General features: G+C 49.6%; 21 protein-coding genes and 1 pseudogene. 4 read left to right on the top strand and 18 right to left on the bottom strand.

Translation table 11 applies throughout. The annotated features are described in order from the left end of the window. Positions 1-139 (top strand): zinc ribbon domain-containing protein (locus AS151_RS20635; protein WP_139240509.1); only part of this gene is annotated, 139 nt, incomplete at its 5' end. 641 nt (positions 140-780) lie between these two features. Next, a pseudogene (gene ltrA, locus AS151_RS22725) lies at positions 781-2600 on the top strand (group II intron reverse transcriptase/maturase). Positions 2601-2868: 268 nt separating this feature from the next. On the opposite strand, the gene AS151_RS04595 reads toward ltrA, so the two are convergent. The 6 genes from AS151_RS04595 to AS151_RS04570 all read right to left on the bottom strand — a co-directional run bounded on the left by AS151_RS04595 (position 2869) and on the right by AS151_RS04570 (position 9561). After that, complete coding sequence (locus tag AS151_RS04595; protein WP_071515873.1) at positions 2869-4323, bottom strand: trypsin-like peptidase domain-containing protein; 1455 nt, start codon at positions 4321-4323, stop codon at positions 2869-2871. 118 nt (positions 4324-4441) lie between these two features. Then, positions 4442-6007 (bottom strand): signal recognition particle-docking protein FtsY, encoded by a 1566-nt coding sequence (gene ftsY, locus AS151_RS04590; protein WP_071515872.1) that lies wholly within the window; start codon positions 6005-6007, stop codon positions 4442-4444. Positions 6008-6226: 219 nt separating this feature from the next. Beyond that, on the bottom strand, positions 6227-6859 hold the full coding sequence (nusB, locus tag AS151_RS04585) for a transcription antitermination factor NusB (RefSeq protein ID WP_071515871.1): 633 nt from the start codon (positions 6857-6859) through the stop codon (positions 6227-6229). 30 nt (positions 6860-6889) lie between these two features. Further along, a complete protein-coding gene (locus AS151_RS04580) occupies positions 6890-7642 on the bottom strand; it encodes a DUF502 domain-containing protein (protein ID WP_170861313.1) in 753 nt (250 codons plus the stop codon). Positions 7643-7804: 162 nt separating this feature from the next. Beyond that, the gene (locus AS151_RS04575; RefSeq protein WP_071515876.1) at positions 7805-8665 is read right to left on the bottom strand and encodes a glycosyltransferase family 2 protein; all 861 of its coding nucleotides are present in this window, start codon (positions 8663-8665) and stop codon (positions 7805-7807) included. An 80-nt stretch (positions 8666-8745) separates the two neighbouring features. Continuing rightward, positions 8746-9561 (bottom strand): HpsJ family protein, encoded by an 816-nt coding sequence (locus tag AS151_RS04570; protein WP_071515870.1) that lies wholly within the window; start codon positions 9559-9561, stop codon positions 8746-8748. A gap of 528 nt (positions 9562-10089) precedes the next feature. Between AS151_RS04570 and AS151_RS04565 the strand changes: the two genes are divergently transcribed. Then, positions 10090-10977, top strand: a complete 888-nt coding sequence (locus AS151_RS04565; protein ID WP_071515869.1) for a mechanosensitive ion channel family protein — start codon at positions 10090-10092, stop codon at positions 10975-10977. Between the two features lie 45 nt (positions 10978-11022). On the opposite strand, the gene AS151_RS04560 is transcribed toward AS151_RS04565, so the two are convergent. From AS151_RS04560 to AS151_RS04550, 3 genes are all read right to left on the bottom strand, one after another. Further along, a complete protein-coding gene (locus AS151_RS04560; RefSeq protein ID WP_071515868.1) occupies positions 11023-11244 on the bottom strand; it encodes a hypothetical protein in 222 nt (73 codons plus the stop codon). Between the two features lie 160 nt (positions 11245-11404). Further along, a complete protein-coding gene (locus AS151_RS04555) occupies positions 11405-11605 on the bottom strand; it encodes a heavy-metal-associated domain-containing protein (protein ID WP_071515867.1) in 201 nt (66 codons plus the stop codon). Positions 11606-11638: 33 nt separating this feature from the next. Next, on the bottom strand, positions 11639-13147 hold the full coding sequence (locus AS151_RS04550) for an alanine/glycine:cation symporter family protein (protein ID WP_084639399.1): 1509 nt from the start codon (positions 13145-13147) through the stop codon (positions 11639-11641). 137 nt (positions 13148-13284) lie between these two features. Here AS151_RS04550 and AS151_RS04545 point away from each other — a divergent pair, with 137 nt between their 5' ends. After that, complete coding sequence (locus AS151_RS04545) at positions 13285-13743, top strand: universal stress protein (RefSeq protein WP_071515865.1); 459 nt, start codon at positions 13285-13287, stop codon at positions 13741-13743. A gap of 253 nt (positions 13744-13996) precedes the next feature. Here AS151_RS04545 and AS151_RS04540 read toward each other — a convergent pair whose 3' ends face one another. The 9 genes from AS151_RS04540 to AS151_RS04500 all read right to left on the bottom strand — a co-directional run bounded on the left by AS151_RS04540 (position 13997) and on the right by AS151_RS04500 (position 21697). Continuing rightward, on the bottom strand, positions 13997-14719 hold the full coding sequence (locus AS151_RS04540) for a GUN4 domain-containing protein (protein ID WP_071515864.1): 723 nt from the start codon (positions 14717-14719) through the stop codon (positions 13997-13999). Further along, entirely contained in the window at positions 14712-15215 is a 504-nt protein-coding gene (locus AS151_RS04535; protein WP_071515863.1) for an adenylyltransferase/cytidyltransferase family protein, read from the bottom strand. The genes AS151_RS04540 and AS151_RS04535 overlap by 8 nt, the downstream gene beginning before the upstream one ends. After that, positions 15212-15967, bottom strand: coding sequence for a response regulator transcription factor (locus AS151_RS04530; RefSeq protein ID WP_071515862.1), 756 nt, complete (start codon positions 15965-15967; stop codon positions 15212-15214). The genes AS151_RS04535 and AS151_RS04530 overlap by 4 nt, the downstream gene beginning before the upstream one ends. An 808-nt stretch (positions 15968-16775) precedes the next feature. Then, positions 16776-17321: an NUDIX hydrolase gene (locus AS151_RS04525; protein WP_071515861.1), complete on the bottom strand. Its 546-nt coding sequence runs from the start codon at positions 17319-17321 to the stop codon at positions 16776-16778. A 130-nt stretch (positions 17322-17451) separates the two neighbouring features. Beyond that, positions 17452-17787: a ribulose bisphosphate carboxylase small subunit gene (locus tag AS151_RS04520; RefSeq protein WP_071515860.1), complete on the bottom strand. Its 336-nt coding sequence runs from the start codon at positions 17785-17787 to the stop codon at positions 17452-17454. A gap of 29 nt (positions 17788-17816) precedes the next feature. Then, positions 17817-18251 (bottom strand): chaperonin family protein RbcX, encoded by a 435-nt coding sequence (locus AS151_RS04515; protein ID WP_071515875.1) that lies wholly within the window; start codon positions 18249-18251, stop codon positions 17817-17819. Positions 18252-18360: 109 nt separating this feature from the next. Continuing rightward, positions 18361-19779 carry a form I ribulose bisphosphate carboxylase large subunit gene (locus AS151_RS04510; RefSeq protein ID WP_071515859.1) on the bottom strand — a complete coding sequence of 473 codons (1419 nt, stop codon included), beginning with the start codon at positions 19777-19779 and terminating at the stop codon, positions 18361-18363. 43 nt (positions 19780-19822) lie between these two features. Continuing rightward, positions 19823-20023 carry a hypothetical protein gene (locus AS151_RS21325; RefSeq protein WP_139240508.1) on the bottom strand — a complete coding sequence of 67 codons (201 nt, stop codon included), beginning with the start codon at positions 20021-20023 and terminating at the stop codon, positions 19823-19825. 684 nt (positions 20024-20707) lie between these two features. Then, the gene (locus tag AS151_RS04500; RefSeq protein WP_071515857.1) at positions 20708-21697 is read right to left on the bottom strand and encodes a hypothetical protein; all 990 of its coding nucleotides are present in this window, start codon (positions 21695-21697) and stop codon (positions 20708-20710) included. Positions 21698-21751 lie beyond the last annotated feature (54 nt).

Here is a 21751-nt window from a genome sequence, read left to right as displayed (position 1 = left end):
GTCTAAGACCTGTTCTAATTGCGGATACAAGAAAGAATCGCTGTCCCTATCAGAACGGACGTTCCACTGCGAACATTGTGGAACGTCCATCGACAGAGACTTAAATGCTAGTAAGAACTTAGCGAATTTGGCAGTTTAACAAATTTGGCGGTAAGACCTACCGTGTCAGCCTGTGGAGTAAGTGTGCGATTCGTTTCCTGTGAAATCGCGGGAATTCATATGAATTCCGAGGTATAAGCAGGAGCAAGGTTAGAACCCTTCGGGGTAACCTTGACAACTGGATATCGATGACGGTGCAAGTCCGTCCCGCAAGGTGTGTTGTGTGAAAGCACATCCCCCATCGAGGAGACTGGTTATCAAATTGGTGAAGCGGGGATGAAAGGAGGTTAAGCCTGGGTCCAAACAGGTATCCCTTCGAGCAAGTGCTTACGGATAGAAAACGAAGTCATGTCAAAAGCGTCGTGACCACAACCCTGCGAAAATTGGACTGAAACGCAGGAACCAAAAGGTTAAGGATATTAGGAAAGGCTTGTACTTATAAGACCTTTCACACACCCGAAACAAACCCGGCGTACAGTGGCATCCTAAAGGTACAACCAATCGGTATCTGGAACGAAGTAACCCCCGTATGGCTCTCAAGGAATAAGGTCGATACCTTGAGTAGGAAACCATCCGCAAGCCTGCGGTGGGCAGGATAGAGTCAGAAGCGAATGCCAACCTGTAATGGGTTGGATAGGCTGACAGACTCTCGATGACTTGGAAGATAAGGTCGAAAGTAGCATGGATACGTCCAAAACGATTGGAAACAATACGGTGAGACTGGAATGGCGAGACATCGACTGGAAGAAGGTCGAGCGTCACGTCTTCCGCCTGCAAAAACGAATTTATCAAGCCAAGCGTCGTGGTGATGTCGCTACAGTTCGCGGACTCCAGAAACTATTGCTAAAAAGCTGGTCAGCCAGAGTGTTAGTGGTTCGTCGGGTAACACAAGATAACCAAGGCAAAAAGACGGCAGGAGTGGATGGTGTTAAATCATTGTCCCCAAAAGCACGTTTGAGCCTTGCAGGTCGTTTGAAACTCAACTCAAAAGCCAAACCCACACGTCGGATATGGCTACCCAAACCTGGGAGAGATGAGAAAAGACCATTAGGAATTCCCACGATGTACGACCGCGCACTACAAGCCTTAGTCAAGATGGCAATCGAGCCCCAGTGGGAGGCAAAGTTTGAACCCAATTCATACGGGTTCAGACCAGGAAGGTCTTGCCATGATGCAATTGATGCCATCCACCAATCCATTAAACAAAAAGCCAAATGGGTATTGGATGCTGACATCTCAAAATGCTTTGATAAGATTGACCACGCCAAACTACTAGACAAACTCGAAACATTTCCTGCCATCAGACGACAGGTACGGGCATGGTTAAATGCTGGCGTCATTGATGCCGGACAGCTATATTCCACGGATGAGGGTACACCACAGGGAGGCGTCATCAGTCCCCTGTTGGCAAATATCGCCCTCCATGGCATGGAAGAAAGCATCAAAGACTTAGTGGAAAGGTTGCCTGGAAAGGGTAGTCGTACAATACGAAGAAACGCAGTATCCTTAATTAGATATGCTGACGACTTCGTAATCATACAGTAATCATACATGAGAGTCAAGATGTAATCAACGAATGCCGTGACCACATCTCGGATTGGCTGAAAGGAATGGGACTAGACCTTAAAGAGGCTAAAACTCGTATCACCCACACATTAGAGGGCAAGGACCCAGGATTTGACTTCCTCGGTTTTACTATACGACAGTGTGAAGTCGGAAAATACAAAACCGGGAAAAACTCCAAGGGCAAGCCTTTGGGCTTCAAAACCATCACCAAACCCAGCAAAAAAGCCGTCCAAACCCACTACGAGAAACTGAAAGGGATAATAGATTCGCACAAAGCAGCCCCTCAAGAAGGCTTGATACAACATCTCAATCCAGTCATAAGGGGTTGGTGCAATTACTATTCCTCTGTGGTGTCAAAAGAAACTTTCTCCTACCTGGACGCACTCCTTTACTGGAAGTTAGCCAGATGGGGAAGATGGAGACACCTAAACAAAACCAATGAATGGGTAGCCCGGAAATACTGGCAAACAATTGGCAATCGCAAGTGGGCATTTGCAACACGTTCGGAAAACAATCCGATGCAGTTGAGAACCCACTCAGAAACACCAATTGTACGCCACGTTAAGGTCAAAGGTGAAGCCAGCCCATACGAAGGCAATTTGAAATACTGGAGTTCAAGGATGGGCAAACAACCTGGAGTTCCTACAAGAGTATCAAAACTTTTGAAGAAACAAAAAGGGAAATGCGCCCATTGTGGACTGACATTCCGTGAAGAAGATGTAATGGAAATCGACCACATCGTCCCGAAAGCTCTAGGCGGAAAGGACAAATACGATAACCTACAACTTCTTCACAAACATTGCCACGATGCAAAAACTGCCAACGATGGTAGTCCTGGTACTCATGACAAGAGCCAAGTTGTTGAGGAGCCGGATGACGCAAAAGTGTCAAGTCCGGTTTTGAAGACGAGTCGGGTGGGCGACTGCCCGGCTTAGTTTAACGGAGCCGACTCCTTTACTAGGAAGCAGGAAGAAACCTTAACGTCTGTGAACGTTTGTTAGTGTTTTAGAGTCGGTGAGAGAATTCTATCATATCATTGCGGCTAAAGCCGCCGAGTGGTTTTTCCGCCCCGCTTGAAAAAGACGGGGCTACCAAACTCCCGAATTTTTTCCGTGTTGGGGCATACCGAGCATGGGAGCATAGGAATAATGAAGGTTTTCCATTTCCCACGCTCGGCCGCTCCCAAGCTTCCAGGCTGCGAAGCTAGCGGATGATGAGTTGGTAGCGACCGCGACCGGTGCGATCGTAGGCGTTGACCAAAACTCGGTAGGAACCAGTGTAGGGGAGGTTGACCCTTAGGGCGGAGTTGGTATTTCCCCGGCGAAAGTCGTCGTTTTCTGCCAGTTTTTCACCGTTTTCGTCTACCAAAATCAAATACGTGTCGAAATCGGGACTTTCTAAAAGGATTTGTACCCGTTGCCCCCGACGCCCGGAAAAGGAGAAGGTGTCGTACAAACTCCTATCAGACAAACGGGAATCGCCCACTTCTAGCTCGCCGCGGCGCTGTAAAATCACTCTAGCGGTGCTGTTGCTGGGAGGTGCGTTGTTGCCATCAGCGATCGCTTGTAGGGTATATTGTCCCGATTCGTTGCTGCGATAGGAGTTGGCTAGCAAGGTGTATGTGCCGTTTCTGGGTAGGGTGACGGCAATACGAGCGTTAGCTTGTCTGCCACTGTCATCATCTTGGGCAATAGGCACCCCATTGGGATCGAATAGAATCAGATAGGGATCGATTTCTTGACTGTTCATGTCGATGGTGACTTGCTGACCCTGTTGCCCAGAGAAGGTATAAACATCAAAAAAGCTATTATCCACTGGCAAAACGTTATCGCCAGGGCGTAACTGTCCGGAAATGCTACGTCCGTTCAGGGCGATCGCTTGCGGTTCTTGTCGGTTTTGCGAGGGTCGGGAGCGTTGGTTAGCCCGCGGGGCATTGCCTTGGCGTACAGAAGCCAAAAAAGATTGCACGCGGGAAACCGAGATGGCAAAACCAATGCCAATATTGCCTTGCGATTGACCGCTGGTAAAAATGGCTGTATTAACACCAATGAGTTCGGCGTCGCTGTTGAGCAAAGGTCCGCCGGAATTGCCGGGATTGATGGCGGCGTCGTGTTGGATGAGTCCCCGTTGGCTGTCCAAACGACTCACAATCCCAGTGGTAAAAGTTCCTTGAAATTGACCGAAGGGATTGCCAATGGCAAAGGCTCGCTGGCCAACTTGAACCGATCCAGTATCGGCTAGGGGAATGGTGGGTAAGTTCTCAGCCCCGCGAATTTGCAAGATCGCTAAATCTTCCGAACTGGCAAAGGCGATCGCTTCTGCTGCCACACGCCGCCCGTCTTCCAGAGTCACGGTAATATTGTCCGAAGCGCCTTCTATTACGTGAGCGTTGGTTAGGACCAAACCATCGGCACTGATAATACTACCACTGCCGGCGCTATTGCCCGCTTCAATGGCAACCACAGCATCGCTGGCTTGTTCGTAGACCTGGATATTGGTGCGTTCTTCTTCATCTGCAGCTAGGGCAGGAGACTCCAGCAAATCAAATCCTCGCTGTTCTGCGGGGGATAGCAAGGTAGCTGCCGCCATTGGTAGCGTCGTCATACCAACTGCCAGCAAGCTAGAAGTAGCGAAACGATAAATCAGTTGCTTGGACATGGGGGATTGACTGGTAGCAGTTATCGGGAATACGGATTGTTTCTATTTTTATTGTCCTCATTCCGTTCCCAAGTAGACCGATTCCTTACCAAAAATCAATAAATTGTTCGGCTCTTTTCTATCCGCTCAACATGGCTTCTACAAATTCGTAGCTAGAGAATGGTCGCAGGTCTTCGATGCCTTCTCCCGCCCCAATAAACCGAATGGGCAATCCCAGCTGTTCCACCACGGAAAAAGCAATGCCGCCTTTAGCAGTTCCGTCCAATTTTGTCAAGACAATGCCGCTGAGATGGGCAGCTTCGGCAAAGACTTGGGCTTGTTGCAATCCATTTTGTCCGAGGGTGGCATCGAGTACCAACAGGGATTCTACTTTGGCATCGTCGGCTTTTTTGTCAATGACCCGGCGGACTTTATTTAATTCCTCCATGAGGTTTTTCTTGTTTTGCAGGCGACCGGCAGTGTCTACCAGCAACAGTTCTGTTTCCCGCGATCGCGCCGCGTTAATGGCATCAAACACCACCGAAGCTGGGTCGGTATTGCTGGTGGGATTGGCAATCACATCCACCTGGCTGCGTTGCCCCCAAATTTTGACCTGTTCGATGGCAGCCGCCCGAAACGTATCGGCAGCAGCAATGAGGCATTTGTAGCCAGATTTCTGGGCAATATGCGCCAGTTTGCCAATGGTGGTGGTTTTGCCGGAACCATTAACCCCCGTTATCAACCAAATATTCAACTGGTCTTTTTCCGGATACAGCAGCGGTGTGGGGCGATCGAGGGTGGGTCGATCCAGAATTTCCCGCAAAATGGTCTTGAGGTAGTTAATGGCGGCTTCTGGGGGCAATGCCTCTTCCCGCAATTTTTCCTGCAAAGCATCGATAATGCGATCGGTGGCTTCAACTCCCACATCTGCCCCCAACAGCAATGCCTCGATTTCCATAATGGCCTCTTCGTTGAGAGGCCCCTGACCGACAATCGATTTCAACTGGTTGATTAAATTGCGACGGGTCTTTTCCAACCCACGCCGCAGTTTTTGCAACCAGGTAATTTCTTCAATAGAAACATCATCGGGGTTGCGACCCTGTTGGGCAAGCAATCGCGCCGACCAGAGAAAACCTTCATCCAGATTGATATCCCCGTAGATATCTTGCAAAGTCAGGGGTTCGTTTGCCGATGGGGTTTCGGTTTCTTCGGTTTCGGGAATTTCTGGTTCTGGTGCTTCCACGGCTTCGGCTTTTAACCGTTCCATGCGCGCTTGCCGTTGGGATTCGGTTTCTGCCCAGATAGGAGTTTTGGGTTCGCTGGGGGGCTCTGGTGGCGTTTCCGATTCGGATTCGACGGTGGTTGCCGCTTCCGAACTGGTAGGCGTTGGGGATTCTGTAGCGGCTGGGGAAGTGGTGGTGGTTTCGGTTTCTGGGGCGGTCTCTTCTTCCTCTGTGGGTTCTGTGGTGGTTTCTGGTTCCGTTTCGGTGGTAGTAGATGGTTCTACCCCTTGACGTGCTTGAATGTTGCGGTAGGCGGCTTTTGCCCACTGCAAATATTCATCCTCTGCCTGTGAGGTTGCCGATGTGGTTTCTGTCTCGGGGGCTTCGGCTGGTGACGTTTCGGCAGATGCTGGAGACTCCTCCGATTTTTCTGCGGATTTGGAAGTATCGGTAAATTGGCGACGGAACCAGTTAAAGACCATTTCTTTTCCGTATCCGATTCACAATTTCAAAGTTGACAGGTTTGGGGATAGGAGGCGAAGCTGCTTTCGCTTTCCGAGGGATCTTCTGTCTTGCGCCTATTCTATAGATATTCTCTCGATGTGCTTTGCGGTGGGAATCTGGGTGGCGACTTCAGCTTCGCGCGTACTTTTTGCTGCTTATTTTACCGTGGAAACGGGGTTGGACTCAACAGCAGTTCCTTATTTGGAGGTGTTGGAGGTGGGAACGCTGCGATCGCGCAGGCGATCGCTGAGACGGCGTAAAATACCGTTAATAAAGCGATGTCCCTCTTCTTCGCTATAGCGTTTGGCAATTTCCACGCATTCGTTGATGGCGACTTGCTGGGGAGTGCCCATATACATCATTTCGGCAGCGGCAATGCGCAATAAATCCCGGTCGATGCGCGGCAGGCGTCTCAACTGCCAGGAAACCAAGGATTGCTGTAAGACTTCGTCGATTTCTTCGCGGTTGGTTTTGACGTTGCTGAGAATTTCCCAGGCATAGGCGCGCACTTCTTTTTGGTTGGCTAGCTGCAAAAATTCTGGCAGCTCCACAGCCATACCAACACGATTGATGGCGGCGCGCGCTAGTTCCATGGCTTCGCGAACCGCGTTTTTGCTGCTTTCCAAATCGGCGGCGCGGGTTTCGCTATCGAAAATAGAGTTTTCGCCGCGTTTGATTTCCAAAGAAGCTGTTTCTAGGAGTTCTTCGCATTCCGAACTGAGGGTGCGGATCGATGCCAGCACTAGGTCGTCTAGTTCGGCGCTTTCTTTGCCGCCGATTTGGCTGAGACTGAGCAGTGCAAGTTCCCGTGCAATTTGCCGAGCTTTCATAGGGGAATTTGTGGGTGGGAATGGGGTTTGCTAAGACTGGTTGGCGTTGTTGGCGGTTTCGGAGATGGAATGGTTTTCTCCAGTAGCCGCCTCGTTGTTATTTTCCAGCGACTCTAGTGTACGACTTTGCAGCTCTTTTGACGAGAGGGCAGGTAGGTTGCTGGGGCTGACAATACCGCCGGAAAGCAAGACTTTGAAGGCGTCTTCAATGGACATGGAAAGGTTGATAACTTCGTCTTCGGGAATAATGGCATACCATCCCGAGGTGGGGTTGGGGGTGGTGGGGATGAAGACACTCAACATGCCGCTTTCTAGGTGGGATTTGAGTTCTCCTTTGATGCTACCGGTCACAAAGGCGATCGCCCAAACACCGCGACGGGGGTATTCCACCAAAATCACTCGATGGAATTTTTCCCGAGAATCCCGCAGCAGGGTTTCGAGAAGTTGTTTGAGGGTTTTGTAGACCGAACCGGCGAGGGGAATTCCTTGAAAGATTCTTTCGCTAACATCCAACAACCAACGCCCCACGATATTGCGTGCCATCAAACCAATCAACAGGATGAGCGTTAGCGGTACGAGAATCCCCACCAACAAGTTCAACAAGCTCACCAGCAACGGATCCAATCCCTCAAAGGGATTGAGCTGCTTGGGAATGCTGGTTAGGGCATCGATGGCCCACCTTGCCATCGTAACGCTAATCCAGATGGTGGTGGCTAGGGGAACAATTGTGAGAAGACCGGCTATGAGGTCGTTTTTGAGATCTTCCATGAAGCGTTGTAGCACGGCAAACCTACTCTCCTTTCTGTATAAACTGGATCCTCATTTTGAGGTGGTTTCTGAATTTATTGTAAATAAATATTACAATTTTTTCTGGGAAATGATTCTATTTTGCCTGCCGCTCGCACCACTGCCGATATTATGTATTTTAGATCGCACTGGGAGTTTCTATACTTGGGTAGGGGTTTCTGGTTGTGCTACTCGATCGCTTTTGGGGGAGGCGTGTCTGAGTTCCCAAACTTTCACTACGATTAAAAACTCATAAAATGCCTGCAAAACGCACCAAGTAAATCCGGGATAGCCATCGAGAATGCCTCCGAGTAGAAAATACATGTAGAAAAAGCGCACCAACGGTCGCAAAGGCGTACGCAGGGAAAGGTCTTTCAAGGCACGCCGCCGTTCTACTTCGGTTTTTCCCAAGAAAATTTGCCGCCAGCTGACTTTACCACTTTCGAGTTGTCTGATGGTTTCTTTGGCTTCGTCGGTGGAGTAACGGTTGTGTTTTTCAATCCAGCGACTCATGCCTTTGCTACAGGTATAGTGCGGATAGGTATTTTGCAAGAAGCTCGTGGGTCCTTGACAAACTTCCCGTTCCGTGTGTCCGTAGTCGGTAAAGAAAACTTGATCCGGACGCAGCAACCGCAGTTGGTAGCGGGGATACTGGGTGGCATGGCGAATCCAGCGGTTCATGAACATTACCCGTTCGGCGACGTAGTATCCCACGCATTCGTTGGTTTGAATGGCTTGCTGGCATTCCCGAAACAGTTCTGGCGTCATGCGTTCGTCGGCTTCGAGAATGTAAACCCACTCATGCTTGGCTGGTACTGCTTGCAGCATCCAGGTCCGCTGTTTGCCGTGGCTTTCAAAGGCATGCTGTACCAGGCGTACGGGATATTGCTGGGCTATCTCGACGGTGCGATCGCTGCTAAAGGAATCTACCACAATTACATCGTCGCTGAGCATGGCCGATTCGATGCAATCGGCGATATCAATTTCTTCGTTGTAAGTAAGAATGTAAATGGAAAACATGGCATCCATAGGCGAAGCTCTTCCCCGGATTGAATTCAACGAAATTTCGATCCTGCCGCTGTTACAGGATCGAGCATTCATTATTTAGAATCAGCTGTACGTGCAGATGCACCGGGGGCACTTTTGACGCTCTTTAACCCCAACCAACCGACCATAATATACGCGATCGCAAGCAAGAGAGAGCTAAATCCAATCCGAATAGAATTTTTTAACGCCTCCGTATTATTTTCTTGTTTTAGTTCCTGCTCCCGTTCGCGGATTTGCGTTAAATTGCGATTGCGGAAATTATCGGCTTGCTGTTGCAAAAATTGGTCTAGAGCATTGGGATTTTCTTTAAACTCTTGCAATCTTTGTGCTTGCTCTTGGGGAACATTTTCCAGGGCTTGCTGGAAGTTTTCTTCGCTTTGCAAGAGGTTTTGAATCTGCTGTCTGACCTGACTTTGTTGCTGTTCCAAGCGTTGGGAGAATTCCTCGCTCCCCAATTGTTCTTCCGCTTGCTGGGATTGCTGTTCGATTTGTTGAATCGTACGCTTGTTCTGGATGCGTACGTCGTTGAGAAACATGGGTACGTACAGTAAATATACTAACCCTAATAAACTTGACAGGATAAGCGCCCAAGTCCGCAAATCCTGATATTTTTTGACGGGTTTGGGCTTGCCCATATAAACATCCGCCACCCAAAAACCTAGTAGCAACAAGGCAATGCCAATCATGGGAATAATACCCCTTTCGACTGTCTGGGTGACAACATTAATGCGCCATCCCCGGTCGAGAAATTGATAGGGAATGGGCAGGACCAAAAAATCGACAATGGCCGATAAAATTAACAAAATCCCAGTCAGCTTGAGGGCACGGGAAGCGATGGGAGCAAATTGGCGGCTGTCTATTACGCTCATGGTTGGTTTCCTAGCAAAAACAAAATATTAAAAAAGGAAAAGAAAATAATGAGTATAAAAATCATACCAGGCAACGAGGGTGGCGATCGCGAAGGGACACAAAAGGGCAAACGGGGGCAAGCCGTTTCCTCAAGATCTTGGCAACACCTCGCCTGCTGATTTTAGCACCCCGTGTTTTGTTTTGACGATAGCCCCACTGTTGCCTGTGGGAAGGAAGGTTGTACGAGGAAAACCCCATCCCCGCAGGCTGGCTTTCTGGATTGTCTTTGGGTAGCGATCGCCTCCCCATCCGATCGCCTACAATAAAAACAATCAAATCATAGCCATTCCGTAGGGAAAGTTGTCCAGCTAGCAGCACTTTTTTTACAAGATTTTTACAATTGAACGATAAGTAGGAGACAACGGCATTCGCCCTCACTCTGGCAGCATTCACGATTATTCACCATTTCACTGAAAACGCTATATTTGTTGTTTTTTTAAACATTTGGGGCGTTAGACTCTCCGATTGTATTTTTTCAAGATAGGTTTATGGAAGCGTTGCTCGTGGAAATTCAAGCTAGCTTTTTAAAATTGCTGGGAACCCTCATTCAATATTTGCCAAGTATTCTCATGGCGACGATTGTGGTTATTTTAACTCGCCATGTTGCCCAATTTGCCGGTAAGGTTGTGCAAAAAACCGCCAAACATACCGTTCGCAACAATTCCTTACAAGTGTTTGCCTTACAAGTCACCCATATTTCGGTTTGGGGAATGGGGTTGCTGCTGGCAAGCGTTTTTCTGTTCCCCGATTTGCGTTTGGGAGATTTGGTGGGTTTGCTGGGGCTGGGGTCGGTAGCTTTTGGTTTTGCTTTTCAAGATATTTTTAAAAACTTTCTGGCAGGCATTTTCCTCTTATTGCAAGAACCGTTTCGCATTGGCGATCGGATTGCGGTGGCTGACTACGAAGGGGCAGTGGTGGAAGTGGCATTGCGTTCGACGCAAATTCAAACCTACGCCGGTGAAATTGTGGTCATGCCCAATTCTATCTTGCTCACCAATCCCGTGCGCGTTCTAACAGCTTTGCCTAACCGCCGCATTGATTTAGCTATTGGGGTGGATACCAGCTTACCTTTTGAAAGCACCAAAGAAATCCTGTTAAACGCGATCGCTGAAGTCGAAGGCATTTTAACTGACCCCGAACCAGAAATTGATGTCACCAGTTTTAGCAGTGGTTTTGTAGATTTGACCATCCGCTACTGGACCTTCCCCGAAATTGCCCAGGTACGGCGTACTCAAACAGAAGCCATTCTTGCCCTCAAACAAGCCTGCGATCGCGCCCAATTAACCATTGAATCCCCCATTCGCACGATCTCCCAAAGCGAACGGCCGGGTGCCGATCGTTTTGTTGCTTCTAACAATACCGTAGAAATTGGTTAACATCTCTTCCCATCGCTTCCCATTTCCTGTTTTAACCGCAGCAATTCAGGCAACTTGCGAGTGGGAATCGTTGGTAACCCGGATCCAACCGCGATTGACCGCGCGTAACAGCCGGTTGATGGCACGCATTTCTTCTTCGCTCAAAGATTCTTCGAGAATGGCAGCCATAAGTCCGTAGCGATCGGCTTTGGTTAGGCAACCGTTGCGGCTGGCGGAGGCGAGAATTTCGGAAATAGCACCGGGGAGGGGTTGAACTTGGGGAAGCATGGCTGTAGGAAGGAATAAGGCTACAGTTCTACTATCCCCAATTTTTCAGCATGTACGTGCGATCGCCGAACAGGAAGTTCTGTGATTTCGATCGCCGGTCAAAAACGGGGATCTTCCCCTGCGGACTCGGACCCAGCAGTTGCCGATCCACCCAAATCCCCTAAGCTGGTGTTGGTGTATAGCCGGCTTTGGCGATTGCTTCTTGCACTTGAGCGTCTGGCTGTTGGGTTTCTACTTGCACCAATTTGCTTTCCGGGTCGGCATTAACTCTAGCCCCAGCATCGATGCTTTGAATGGCTTTGGTAATGTTTTCGGCACAGGCAGAACAAGCCATATCGGAAACTTTATAGGTAATACTCATATCTAGCTCCTCCTCGCGTTCAAAATTCTACTTTCAGGTTAAAAGATCGGCTTTGCGAATGGCCAGTTTCTTAGCTTGCAAGCGTAGCATGTAACTATCCAAGTCTCGCACAACGCTGTTGCTGAGAAAATAGGCACCGATTAAGTTGGGAAACGACATGGCATACAGCATGCCGTCGCTCAGTTTCAAGACCGAACTGGCGTTGACCACCGCACCTACAAAAACACCAAAAACAAATAACACCCGGTAAACCACCAAACTGCGATCGCCGAATAAATAACTCCAACTACGTTCTCCGTAGTATCCCCAGGAAATCATGGTGGAGAAAGCAAACACCAACACGGCAACCGCCAAAACATTGGGGAACCAATCAATAGCAGCGCCAAATGCAGCTGCTGTCAATTGCGCGCCGCCAATAGCAGAAGAATCGGTACTTTCATGAACCCCCGTGGTCAAAATTACCAAGGCAGTTAGGTTGCAAATAATTACCGTGTCGATAAACGGTTCCAGCAGGGCAACCAAACCTTCGCGGATGGGTTCTTTGGTTTTGGCGGCAGAATGGGCGATCGCGGCCGACCCCACGCCAGCTTCGTTGGAGAAAGCAGAACGGCGCAATCCCTGCACCAAAGCACCCACAAAGCCACCGCCGGCAGCATCCAGGGAAAAGGCATCGGTGACGATGGTGGTGGCGGCTTGAGGAATTTCTTGGAAGTTAAGCAGCAATACCCACAAAGCAGCCAATACATAAATTCCACACATGGCAGGCACCAGGGTACCGGCTACCCGACCGATGCGTTGGATCCCCCCTAAAATTACCAGGGCGACCAATAGGGCAACCACGGCACCGTACAGCCATCCCGGTAGCTGGGGCATAACGCTGGCAATGGCGCTGTAGGATTGGTTGGCTTGAAACATGCTGGCACTGCCCAAGGCCGCAGCGATCGCAAATAGGGAAAAGGCGGCAGCGAGGACTTTGCCTAATTGAGCTTTGCCCAGTTCCGCCAAACCGCGATCGAGGTAGTACATGGGACCACCAGCTACCGTGCCGTCGGGTTTGATGGTGCGGTATTTTTGCGCTAGGGTGCATTCAACGAATTTGCTGCTCATACCCAGCAAACCCGCCGCGGTCATCCAGAAAACTGCTCCCGGACCACCGAGAGTAATCGCGATCGCCACCCCAGCAATGTTGCCCAATCCGACGGTGGCAGAAAGGGCTGTAGCGAGTGCCTGGAAGTGGGATACTTCCCCTTCTTCTTCGGGGCTGTCGTATTTTCCCCGTACGATGTCGATGGCATGGCGAAAGGCGCGTATGCTGACAAAGTTGGTCCGTAAGGTGAAAAAGATGGCACCGCCAATTAACCACAAAACCACCAGGGGAACATCACCAATGCTAAAAAAGATGGCGTGGAAAAATAGGGAAACCAGTTGCGAGAAGATCGCATCGATTCCTCGAATGAAGTATTCGGTGATGCTCGGGTTGCTAGCTAAAAAGACGATAGGAAGTCCGAGAAACAAGAAAATATAAATGAAATTTTTTCTCAAAACGATGGGGACATCCTCCAATTTCGTCGTACGTTATTTACAAAAATACATATCGATGCCTGTTTACAATGTTCTACAATAACAGTTTTTAGGAGATTCGCGAAAAAAGAGGTTTGGCGGGGGGTGAAAGAACACCCATGAGCGGTTTTAGCGGTTCTAAAGGAGAGCAGGTGTTATTTTCGCAAAATCGAGTTCTGGTTCCGTTTGATTTTTCGGAAGAATCCACCGAGGCTTTGGAAAAAACATTGGCGTTTGTTGGCGAGGCGACCCATTTGTACGTGATTCACGTTTTACCCCAGCTGAATGTGGGAGAACCGGGGGTTATGTATCAAACTACCAACGATCGCACGCGCAAGCAGCATGTGGAAAAGGTGTTTTGGGAAACCTTTGGCGATCGCTGCTATCAGGGACTTCACTTGCACGTTGCTATCGGCGACCCCAGTGCGGCAATTGTTGATTATGCCAAAGCTCAGGAAATTGAGTTAATTGTGATTCCTTCTCACGGTCGCACAGGACTGCGGCGTTTTTTGTTGGGGTCGGTAGCGGAAAGAGTGATTCGATTTGCTCGATGTCCGGTTTTGGTTTTACGAAAATAACCGATCGTGGGCGGTTTGGCTATTGACAAGTCAGAGAGTTGCTGGTATACTGGGAGCAGACATAGGGGGAGGGAACTCGCCATAAAAAAGGGGAGGTTTTTGCAGACGCCTTTACCCAAACATCTAACCTGCGCAAAAATAGTTTTTTGTTCGTACAAAATACAAACAAAGCCCATGCCAGGCAACATTTGGGCATCTCCCTCCCCACCAAAAGGGGAAGATCGACTCCCCTGCGTACGACTGCTGGTCGATATTATTGGTCGCTGGTGTCGTTCTGCCAAGCGGGATGGGTAAGAATTTCTTTCAAAACGCGGACCCCTCGCAGTTGGTTGGACAAAGGCAAATGGCCCTTGGGAGCGCTTAAATCCCAAGTAAATTCATTGGGATAGCGGGTCCATTTATTTCCAGTTTTCCAGTTAATTTTTTGCCAGAATTTTTCCCAATCTTTGCCAGCCGAAAGCCACAGCTCTCGTTGGACGGAATAGCCAAATTTGCCCTCCGAATAGACCTGCCACAGGGTATTGATGGTACGCAGATCGGTAACTGGCAGGCGCGCGGCTTCGGTGAAATACAGCCATTTTCTTTTTGCCGCCATTTCGCCGCCGAGTTCGCAGAGTTTTTGCGCTGTTTGTCGGTCGGCTTTGAGAAAATCTGCTTGCGCCAGTTGTTCCTGCAATTGCCGATAATCCATGTTTCGGTCGGATTGCAAGGGGACGACGCCTTCGGGGAGGGTATTGCGGACAAAATCTTGGGCTTGGGGATAGTCCTGTTGAATCAAAAGCTGGTAAGCTTTCCCCATGGCAATGGTAGGCGGCTGGTTTTGGCGAGCTTGAAGAAAATCGATGAGCGCTTGGATGCCAGTTTCGCCGCCTTCTGCTAGCTGTTGCAGCAGTTGGATTTGCTTGGTTGGCGGGGCATCTAGGAGTTTTTGAGCGATCGCTTGGACTTCGGATGCGGCAATGGTGGAGTCACTCATAAAGTTCTACAAAATTGAGGATACGATTAACGATCGTAGTAGTTGATGTGGAAATTTCAATGGGAACTAGCGCAATTCTACCGCCATAAGAGCGCACAGATGCCGCTTCTGGCAAAGTTTCTAGGTTGTAATCGCCCCCTTTGACATAAATATCCGGCTGCAATTGCTCGATGAGATGGCTGGCGGTGGTTTCTTCAAAGATTGCTACCGCATCTACTGGTTTGAGAGCGGCTACCATTTCCGCTCGCTGCCCTTGGGGAATAAGGGGTCGGGTAGGTTGTTGGGGTTTTGGTGGTTTGATGGATCGTACCGAGCGATCGCTGTTGACGCCGACAATTAATGTCCGTCCCCATGCCTTTGCAGCTTGCAGGTAACGGACGTGACCGACGTGAAGCAGGTCAAAACAACCGTTGGTAAATACGCACGGTCGCCATTGCTGGGGGCGATCGGCGATCGCTGCTTGGAGGGTGGCTACATCGTACACCAAATGGCTCATGAATTTTCACTCAGTTGGTAGTTATCTTGGCGATCGTTATCCGTAGGGGGTTCGTATCCTTGTTCAAAAGCAAAGCGTACCAATTGGGAGCGATTGTCTAATTTTAATTTATTTAAAATGTGGCTGAGGTGGGTTTGTACCGTGCGGGGGCTAATAAACAAGCGTTCGGCAATTTGTTTGTTGGTATAGCCCTCCACCACTTCCCAAAACACCCTGGCTTCCGCTGGTGTGAGCGGTAGCGGTTCCCGTTCCTCTCCCGATTTGCCACTTTCTGTTGGTTCTGAGTTGGATAGTAGAGGCGATTGCTGGGAGGAGAAGGATTCTGAAGCTCCTCCAGAATTGACACCTTGCTGCATCAAACGTACCATTTCTGAGTAGATACGGCGGGTTCTCTCCAACTGAGCTTCAATTTTGGCGACCAGTTCTCTCGGTTCAAAAGGTTTGATGAGATAGTCATCTGCACCAATGGAATGACCTTCTACCCGATAGTCCAGTTCGTCTCTGCTGGAAAGAAAAATAAACGGAACCAATTGACCGGAACGTTTGGCCCGTAAGCGACGACAAAATTCAAAGCCATCCATTTGGGGCATAATAATATCCGAGACGATCAGATCGGGTGGTTCGCGGTCGAAGACTTCCAGCGCATCAATGCCAGAATGCACCACAGAAACCAAATACCCCTGATTTTCTAAATAACGTTTTAACACCAAGCGCAAGGTTTGGTCGTCATCAACGACGAGAATCTTCTTCATCGGGTCGAACCTCCATGTTCGTTTGTATGGTATCCCCCTACATTGTGAATGATAGTTGCCAACCGGTTGATTTCCCACCCACTTCCCCGATTTTTCCTACTTCCTATTGTGCGTCATGTTAGAGGTCGCTTTTGTGATGTGGGACAAATCTTTACCCAAAGTTGGCATAAAATTCTCCTCAGGGAAGCTCTAAAAAAGAGGGTGGTCTTTTTCTATATCAAATTTTCCCTAACAAAATGGGCGTTTATCTCGCAGAATTTGGTTTCGCGGTTGTTGGCAGCTACCTGGAAAAACTTAGGTAACAGCAATCGTACGTAGGCTGCTGGCTGCATTCACGGCCAGTCTCGGTGTTTTCCTCGGGATATAGATGGTTGGGAAAGGGAGGCGTACGTGCAGAAGGTGGTTTGTTAGGCTGAGTGGGAAATCTTTTCTCGGTGGATAAGTGGTTTGATTGGAAAAGCCAGCGATCGCTACCGGGAACTTGCGTTTTTTCCATCAAGGGAATAGATGGAAACGATACTCAAAACCGAGCGTAAAGTATAAATTATAATATATTGATGGGGAATTTGGAAAATTTTTATTGAGGTCAGCGGCTCAATTGGGGGTCCATGAAGCTGTGGCCTCCCCAACTTGGTTCCTTGGGATCCTCACTTAAAAATCAATTTTGACTCCCCAGGCGATCGCTATTTTCCTGTTTCAGGTAAAATTCCGGCAAACCAATGTCCTGGAAAGCGCCGACGAAAAATCATGGAAAATTATGACGGGGGGGGCGCTTCGGGAAGCGCCGACTTATTTTTCAGAAATGGGATTATAGAAAATCCTGTGCCAAGAAAAAACTAGAGATGGATTTGGAATCCACAGGTTCCCCTGCCAAAATTGCTGCTTTGAGTTCCTCAGCAGAAAGGGTCACCACTTCAATGTCCTCATCTACATCTTGTTCGGGTGGCGTATCCAACGGTTCCAAATCTTTAGCTAGAAAAGCATAAATCATTTCGCTGGAATAACCAGGTGCTAGGGAAAATTCCCCGAGTTTTTGCCATTGATGGGCGCGGTATCCAGTTTCTTCTTCAATTTCTCTGCGAATTGTTGCTTCCGGGTCTTCGTGGGGTTCCACCGTGCCTGCTGGAAACTCTAACAAGCGATCGCAAACGCTGAAGCGATACTGACGTACGAGAATCAGTTTGCCGTCGTTGGTGACGGGAACGCACAAAGCTCCTCCAGGATGTTTGATATACTCAAATTCTGCTTGGGTGCCTTTGGGCAACCGCAATTTTTCCACAACAAAGCGAAATTTGCGTCCTTGATAGGACAAACGTGACCCCAATACTTCTGAAATTTCTTGACCGAGTCCCATAAAAAACCTGCTGTTTTTTTGATTGACTGCTAACTGAAGTTTCTCTCCAACCCGAAAAATTTGGCCAATGAAATAAGGGCGAACTAATGTTCGCCCCGACCTTTGCTGTGGGAGTTTTACAACAACAACCCTAGAAGCGGCTTTGGTTGGGTTTGTAAACGATGAAACTAATCATTTGACACTGACGAATGTTGTCAAATCCTACTACCCGGATGAAGCAATTGGGATATTCTTGACGGCACTCCCGTACTTCATCAAGTACGTCTTGCGGGGAAGATGCTTGGAACAGGGGCAACTTCCACAGGGTCCAATAATGGGTTTCGGCAGCCGAATCTTCGTTAAACTCAATGGCGGGAATAAACCCTTGATCCAGCATATACTGAACCTGACGGGCAATTTGTTGGTCGGTGAGATTGGGTAAGTAAGATAAAGTCTCGTAACGTCGCTCTTTTGGTAAAGTTTTCATCGATGGACTCCGAAAATCTACGCTGAAATTTACGATGGTTCTTCGCTGGAACCTCCTTCCTCAGGAGAAGATTCCTCGTCTGTCAATTCGGGATGGCTACGTTCGGAAGTTCGCGCTTCGGATGCAGGCTGGGATGAGGTCATGCGTTCTAACAACTGGCGGCGCGTTTCCATATTGGATTGCTGGATACCAGTACGCACCATCTCTGGCAAAAAGTCTACCACCGAATTGGCCAGATCTTCGCGCACGGCCAAAATTCGCAACACCAAATCTTTGCGCTCTTGCAGCAGGTTTTGTAGGTAAGCCTCCCCATCTTGGAACACGCCGCCAGAGTATTGCTGCAACCACAAGGCCATGGGTGGGTTGGTTTCTGACAGCTGTTCGATGACCGTGCGCAGTGCTTGGTAGGTGAGGTAATTTTGCAAAACCCGTGCCGTGTTTTTGGCCACTTGTTTCGGATCCACGATCCCCCTTTCCCAGCCTTGGGAATAGTCGATTTCAGGTTTTAAATACCTATTGTATCGAAAACCCAAAATCTGACATCCCCAAGCCGGTCGCTTTGATTTCTTCCGATTAAAGCGTATCCACAGCTTCGTATTCGAATTTGATTTCTTTCCACAGTTCGCAAGCCGCTTGCAGTTCGGGACTCCAGCGGGCGGCTTCTTTGATGATTTCGTTGCCTTCGCGCATGAGGTTGCGACCTTCGTTACGCGCTTGTACGCAAGCTTCCAAAGCCACACGGTTGGCTGTAGCACCGGGTGCATTGCCCCAGGGGTGTCCCAAGGTACCGCCGCCAAATTGCAAGCAGGCATCGTCGCCGAAGATATCCAGCAGGGCGGGCATGTGCCATACGTGAATACCGCCGGAAGCAACGGGTATGACGCCAGCCATGGAAGCCCAGTCTTGGGTGAAGAAGATGCCGCGGGAACGGTCTTCTTCGATGTGGTCTTCGCGCATCAGGTCCACAAAGCCCATGGTGATACCGCGTTCGCCTTCTAGCTTACCAACCACGGTACCGGCGTGTAGGTGGTCGCCGCCGGACATGCGCAAGCACTTGGCGAGGACCCGGAAGTGCATGCCGTGGTTTTTCTGACGGTCGATCACGGCGTGCATGGCGCGGTGAATGTGCAGCAGCAAGCCGTTGTCGCGGCACCATTTGGCGAGGGTGGTGTTGGCGGTGAAGCCACCGGTGAGGTAGTCGTGCATGATGATGGGCATGCCCAATTCTTTGGCATATTCGGCCCGCTTCAGCATTTCCTCACAGGTGGGGGCGGTGACGTTGAGGTAGTGCCCTTTGATTTCGCCGGTTTCGGCTTGGGCTTTGTGGATGGCTTCGGCGACGAAGGAGTAGCGATCGCGCCAACGCATGAAGGGCTGGGAGTTAATGTTTTCGTCGTCTTTGGTGAAGTCTAAGCCACCGCGCAAGCCTTCGTATACGGCGCGACCGTAGTTTTTGGCGGACAGACCCAGTTTGGGCTTAATGGTACAGCCGAGCAGGGGACGACCGTATTTGTTCAGTTTGTCCCGCTCGACGGTGATGCCGTGGGGAGGTCCCTGGAAGGTTTTCAGGTAGGCAACGGGGATGCGAAGATCTTCCAAACGCAGGGCACGTAGGGCTTTAAAACCGAATACGTTCCCGACGATGGAGGTCAGCATATTGGTGACGGACCCTTCTTCAAACAGGTCCAGGGGATAGGCAACGAAGCAGAAGTATTGGTTGTCTTCCCCGGAAACTGGTTCGATGTGGTAGCAGCGACCTTGGTAGCGATCGAGGTCGGTCAACAAGTCCGTCCACACGGTGGTCCAGGTACCGGTGGAGGATTCCGCTGCTACTGCAGCACCAGCTTCTTCAGCGGGTACACCCGGTTGGGGAGTCATCCGGAAGGCAGCTAAGATATCGGTTTCTTTGGGGGTATAGTCGGGCGTGTAGTACGTGAGGCGGTAATCCTTTACCCCAGCTTCGTATCCGCTTTTTGATTGGGCTTGTACCATAAGTTCTCTTTCCTCGCAGGCTACAGAGAGAATTTTTTTACGTTTATGTTCCAGGAGCTAGAAAGTCGGCACGGTTGTCGGTACCGATGCCATGGCAACGGCCGTTGGCAAATGCTCCCCACCAGCAGTAGGGAACGATACAGCCACGGCGTTCGCACCAATAGCAACAGCCCCTAGGCTTGCTAACTTGACTGGCTCCTCGGAGATTTAAAATGGCAATCCCAGACGCAATTGCCTTATCCACTCCTTATCGTAACACGAACTTTTGTATTTTTAAGCATGAAATTTTTTTCCCGTTCGCAAATTTTTATTTCGATTGGCGATCGAAGTAATTAGTTTCTTTAATGGAAGGTAAAAAAAATTTAAAAACTTAGCAGCAATTCCACCAAAAATTATTGATAAAAGTTTACAAAAAATGAGAAAATGGCTTCTGAAATCTGGAAAAGGCACTTTAGAAAATGGCGCTGGGCTACCGGTAAAAACATAGCGGCAATCTCTGGAAAGTGCTACCAAGCAAGCGATCGCCCACGATTTTCTATTGGATAGATGGCTGGAGTTGCTGGAAAAAACTGTCCCGATCTTGGAAAAATTTAAGTAGTCTTACTTAGGGCGATCGCCAAACAATTCCGTAGCGCTATTTTCCCCAAATTTTTACTTCAATTGCAAATAAATCGGCAAAGAAATGCTCCTTTGAACTGTTTTGATGGCTGGCAAGCACAACTTTTTGCTGCTGGTCGGCTGGTTGGCTTCCCCTATTTCTTTTCCTACTAGATGGGAAAAGTTCGTTCTCGCAATTTTTACAATTTTTGTATTGTTTAACTTGCTAGCAGAGGGCTGGAAAAAAGAAGTTCCTCGTAAGGGGCATTGGCCGGATTGTCTGCAGAAGCAGCTTTCTGGGGGCGTCGCTTGCTCCCAGCGCGATCGCTGCTTAAAAATTTTCCGCGGTGCCAGCATCGTCTTCGCTTTCCGTATGGGAATCGTTGTTGCTTGCTGGCGTGTAGTTGCTGGGATGGCGGTGGGGAAACAAGGTAACGAGTAACTGATGGATATAAGCCTGACCGTAGTTGGGACTCGGCATGTGCGGCGACATAGAAGCACCAGTGGCCGCACCACTCGTACCACCATTTTGCGATTGGGAAGTGGCCACACCATCGAGCGAGCTACCAGCTTGGTTTTCAGCCGTTTGACCGTTCTTGCTCTCGGACGCTGAAAACGAGGCATCTGGGGATGGCGAAGCAAAATCCGGTTGCCCGTGGGCAGCACGGACACCACCATTGGAATTACCATGGAACTCGGTAGGTGGTGTGGTTGCACCTGCTTGTGCTGGGGAACTATCGGGATAGCCGTTTCGGTCGGCAGGTGGTGCGGCACCTGATGGGGTAGTACCATTATCGGTATGGTGGTAGCCGCTTGCCTGGGTGACATCGGCAGCTGAAGATGGTGGCGATGGAGAGGGGGTGCGATCGCAAGACTCATCGGAATTGGAAGTTGGGGAACTGGCGGTCGAGGAAGCCTTTTCGGGCACTGCATCGTCCGATAAATCCACCGAACGGGAGCGATCGCCGAGAATTGACCCCGCAGCGATCGCCTCCATAGCCGCAACGCTGGTATTCCAAATCGTGGTAGCGGCACCCACACAAGCGTATTCCCCAATGGTGCCGCGTCCGATCGCCAAAACGCCAGCTCCCAAAACCGCACCCTGTTGGATTTCAATGGTCCCCTCGTGCGCTTCAATAATGGCACCCATGCCGATACAAGCCCCAGCAGCAACCACAATACGACTGTTGGGCGCTGCCTGTAAAATAACGCCCGGCGCGATCGCGGCATTGGGATGAATCGACACGTCACCGCTAACATGAGCTGGTGCCGCACGCGTTTGTAACCCCTCCGATAATGTTTGTAAAGGTGGCAAATACATGGAAAGGGTGGTATGAAATGACTGGCTGCTTGCAACCTGGCAAAGCCAGGAAAG

This window comes from Geitlerinema sp. PCC 9228 (assembly GCF_001870905.1).
Taxonomy (GTDB): domain Bacteria; phylum Cyanobacteriota; class Cyanobacteriia; order Cyanobacteriales; family PCC-9228; genus PCC-9228.
The sequence above is the reverse complement of the archived record's forward strand: the minus strand, read 5'-3'. Positions and strand labels throughout refer to the sequence as shown.

Excerpts from the sequence above, each read along its gene's own strand:
- ftsY (WP_071515872.1), bottom strand. The coding sequence starts at position 6,007 with ATGGTCTTTAACTGGTTCCGTCGCCAATTTACCGATACTTCCAAATCC.
- AS151_RS04545 (WP_071515865.1), top strand. The coding sequence starts at position 13,285 with ATGAGCGGTTTTAGCGGTTCTAAAGGAGAGCAGGTGTTATTTTCGCAA.
- AS151_RS04595 (WP_071515873.1), bottom strand. The coding sequence starts at position 4,323 with ATGTCCAAGCAACTGATTTATCGTTTCGCTACTTCTAGCTTGCTGGCA.
- nusB (WP_071515871.1), bottom strand. The coding sequence starts at position 6,859 with ATGAAAGCTCGGCAAATTGCACGGGAACTTGCACTGCTCAGTCTCAGC.
- AS151_RS04540 (WP_071515864.1), bottom strand. The coding sequence starts at position 14,719 with ATGAGTGACTCCACCATTGCCGCATCCGAAGTCCAAGCGATCGCTCAA.
- AS151_RS04565 (WP_071515869.1), top strand. The coding sequence starts at position 10,090 with ATGGAAGCGTTGCTCGTGGAAATTCAAGCTAGCTTTTTAAAATTGCTG.
- AS151_RS04530 (WP_071515862.1), bottom strand. The coding sequence starts at position 15,967 with ATGAAGAAGATTCTCGTCGTTGATGACGACCAAACCTTGCGCTTGGTG.
- AS151_RS04555 (WP_071515867.1), bottom strand. The coding sequence starts at position 11,605 with ATGAGTATTACCTATAAAGTTTCCGATATGGCTTGTTCTGCCTGTGCC.
- AS151_RS04560 (WP_071515868.1), bottom strand. The coding sequence starts at position 11,244 with ATGCTTCCCCAAGTTCAACCCCTCCCCGGTGCTATTTCCGAAATTCTC.
- AS151_RS04575 (WP_071515876.1), bottom strand. The coding sequence starts at position 8,665 with ATGTTTTCCATTTACATTCTTACTTACAACGAAGAAATTGATATCGCC.
- AS151_RS04500 (WP_071515857.1), bottom strand. The coding sequence starts at position 21,697 with ATGTATTTGCCACCTTTACAAACATTATCGGAGGGGTTACAAACGCGT.
- AS151_RS04520 (WP_071515860.1), bottom strand. The coding sequence starts at position 17,787 with ATGAAAACTTTACCAAAAGAGCGACGTTACGAGACTTTATCTTACTTA.
- AS151_RS04510 (WP_071515859.1), bottom strand. The coding sequence starts at position 19,779 with ATGGTACAAGCCCAATCAAAAAGCGGATACGAAGCTGGGGTAAAGGAT.
- AS151_RS04570 (WP_071515870.1), bottom strand. The coding sequence starts at position 9,561 with ATGAGCGTAATAGACAGCCGCCAATTTGCTCCCATCGCTTCCCGTGCC.
- AS151_RS04535 (WP_071515863.1), bottom strand. The coding sequence starts at position 15,215 with ATGAGCCATTTGGTGTACGATGTAGCCACCCTCCAAGCAGCGATCGCC.
- AS151_RS04525 (WP_071515861.1), bottom strand. The coding sequence starts at position 17,321 with ATGGGACTCGGTCAAGAAATTTCAGAAGTATTGGGGTCACGTTTGTCC.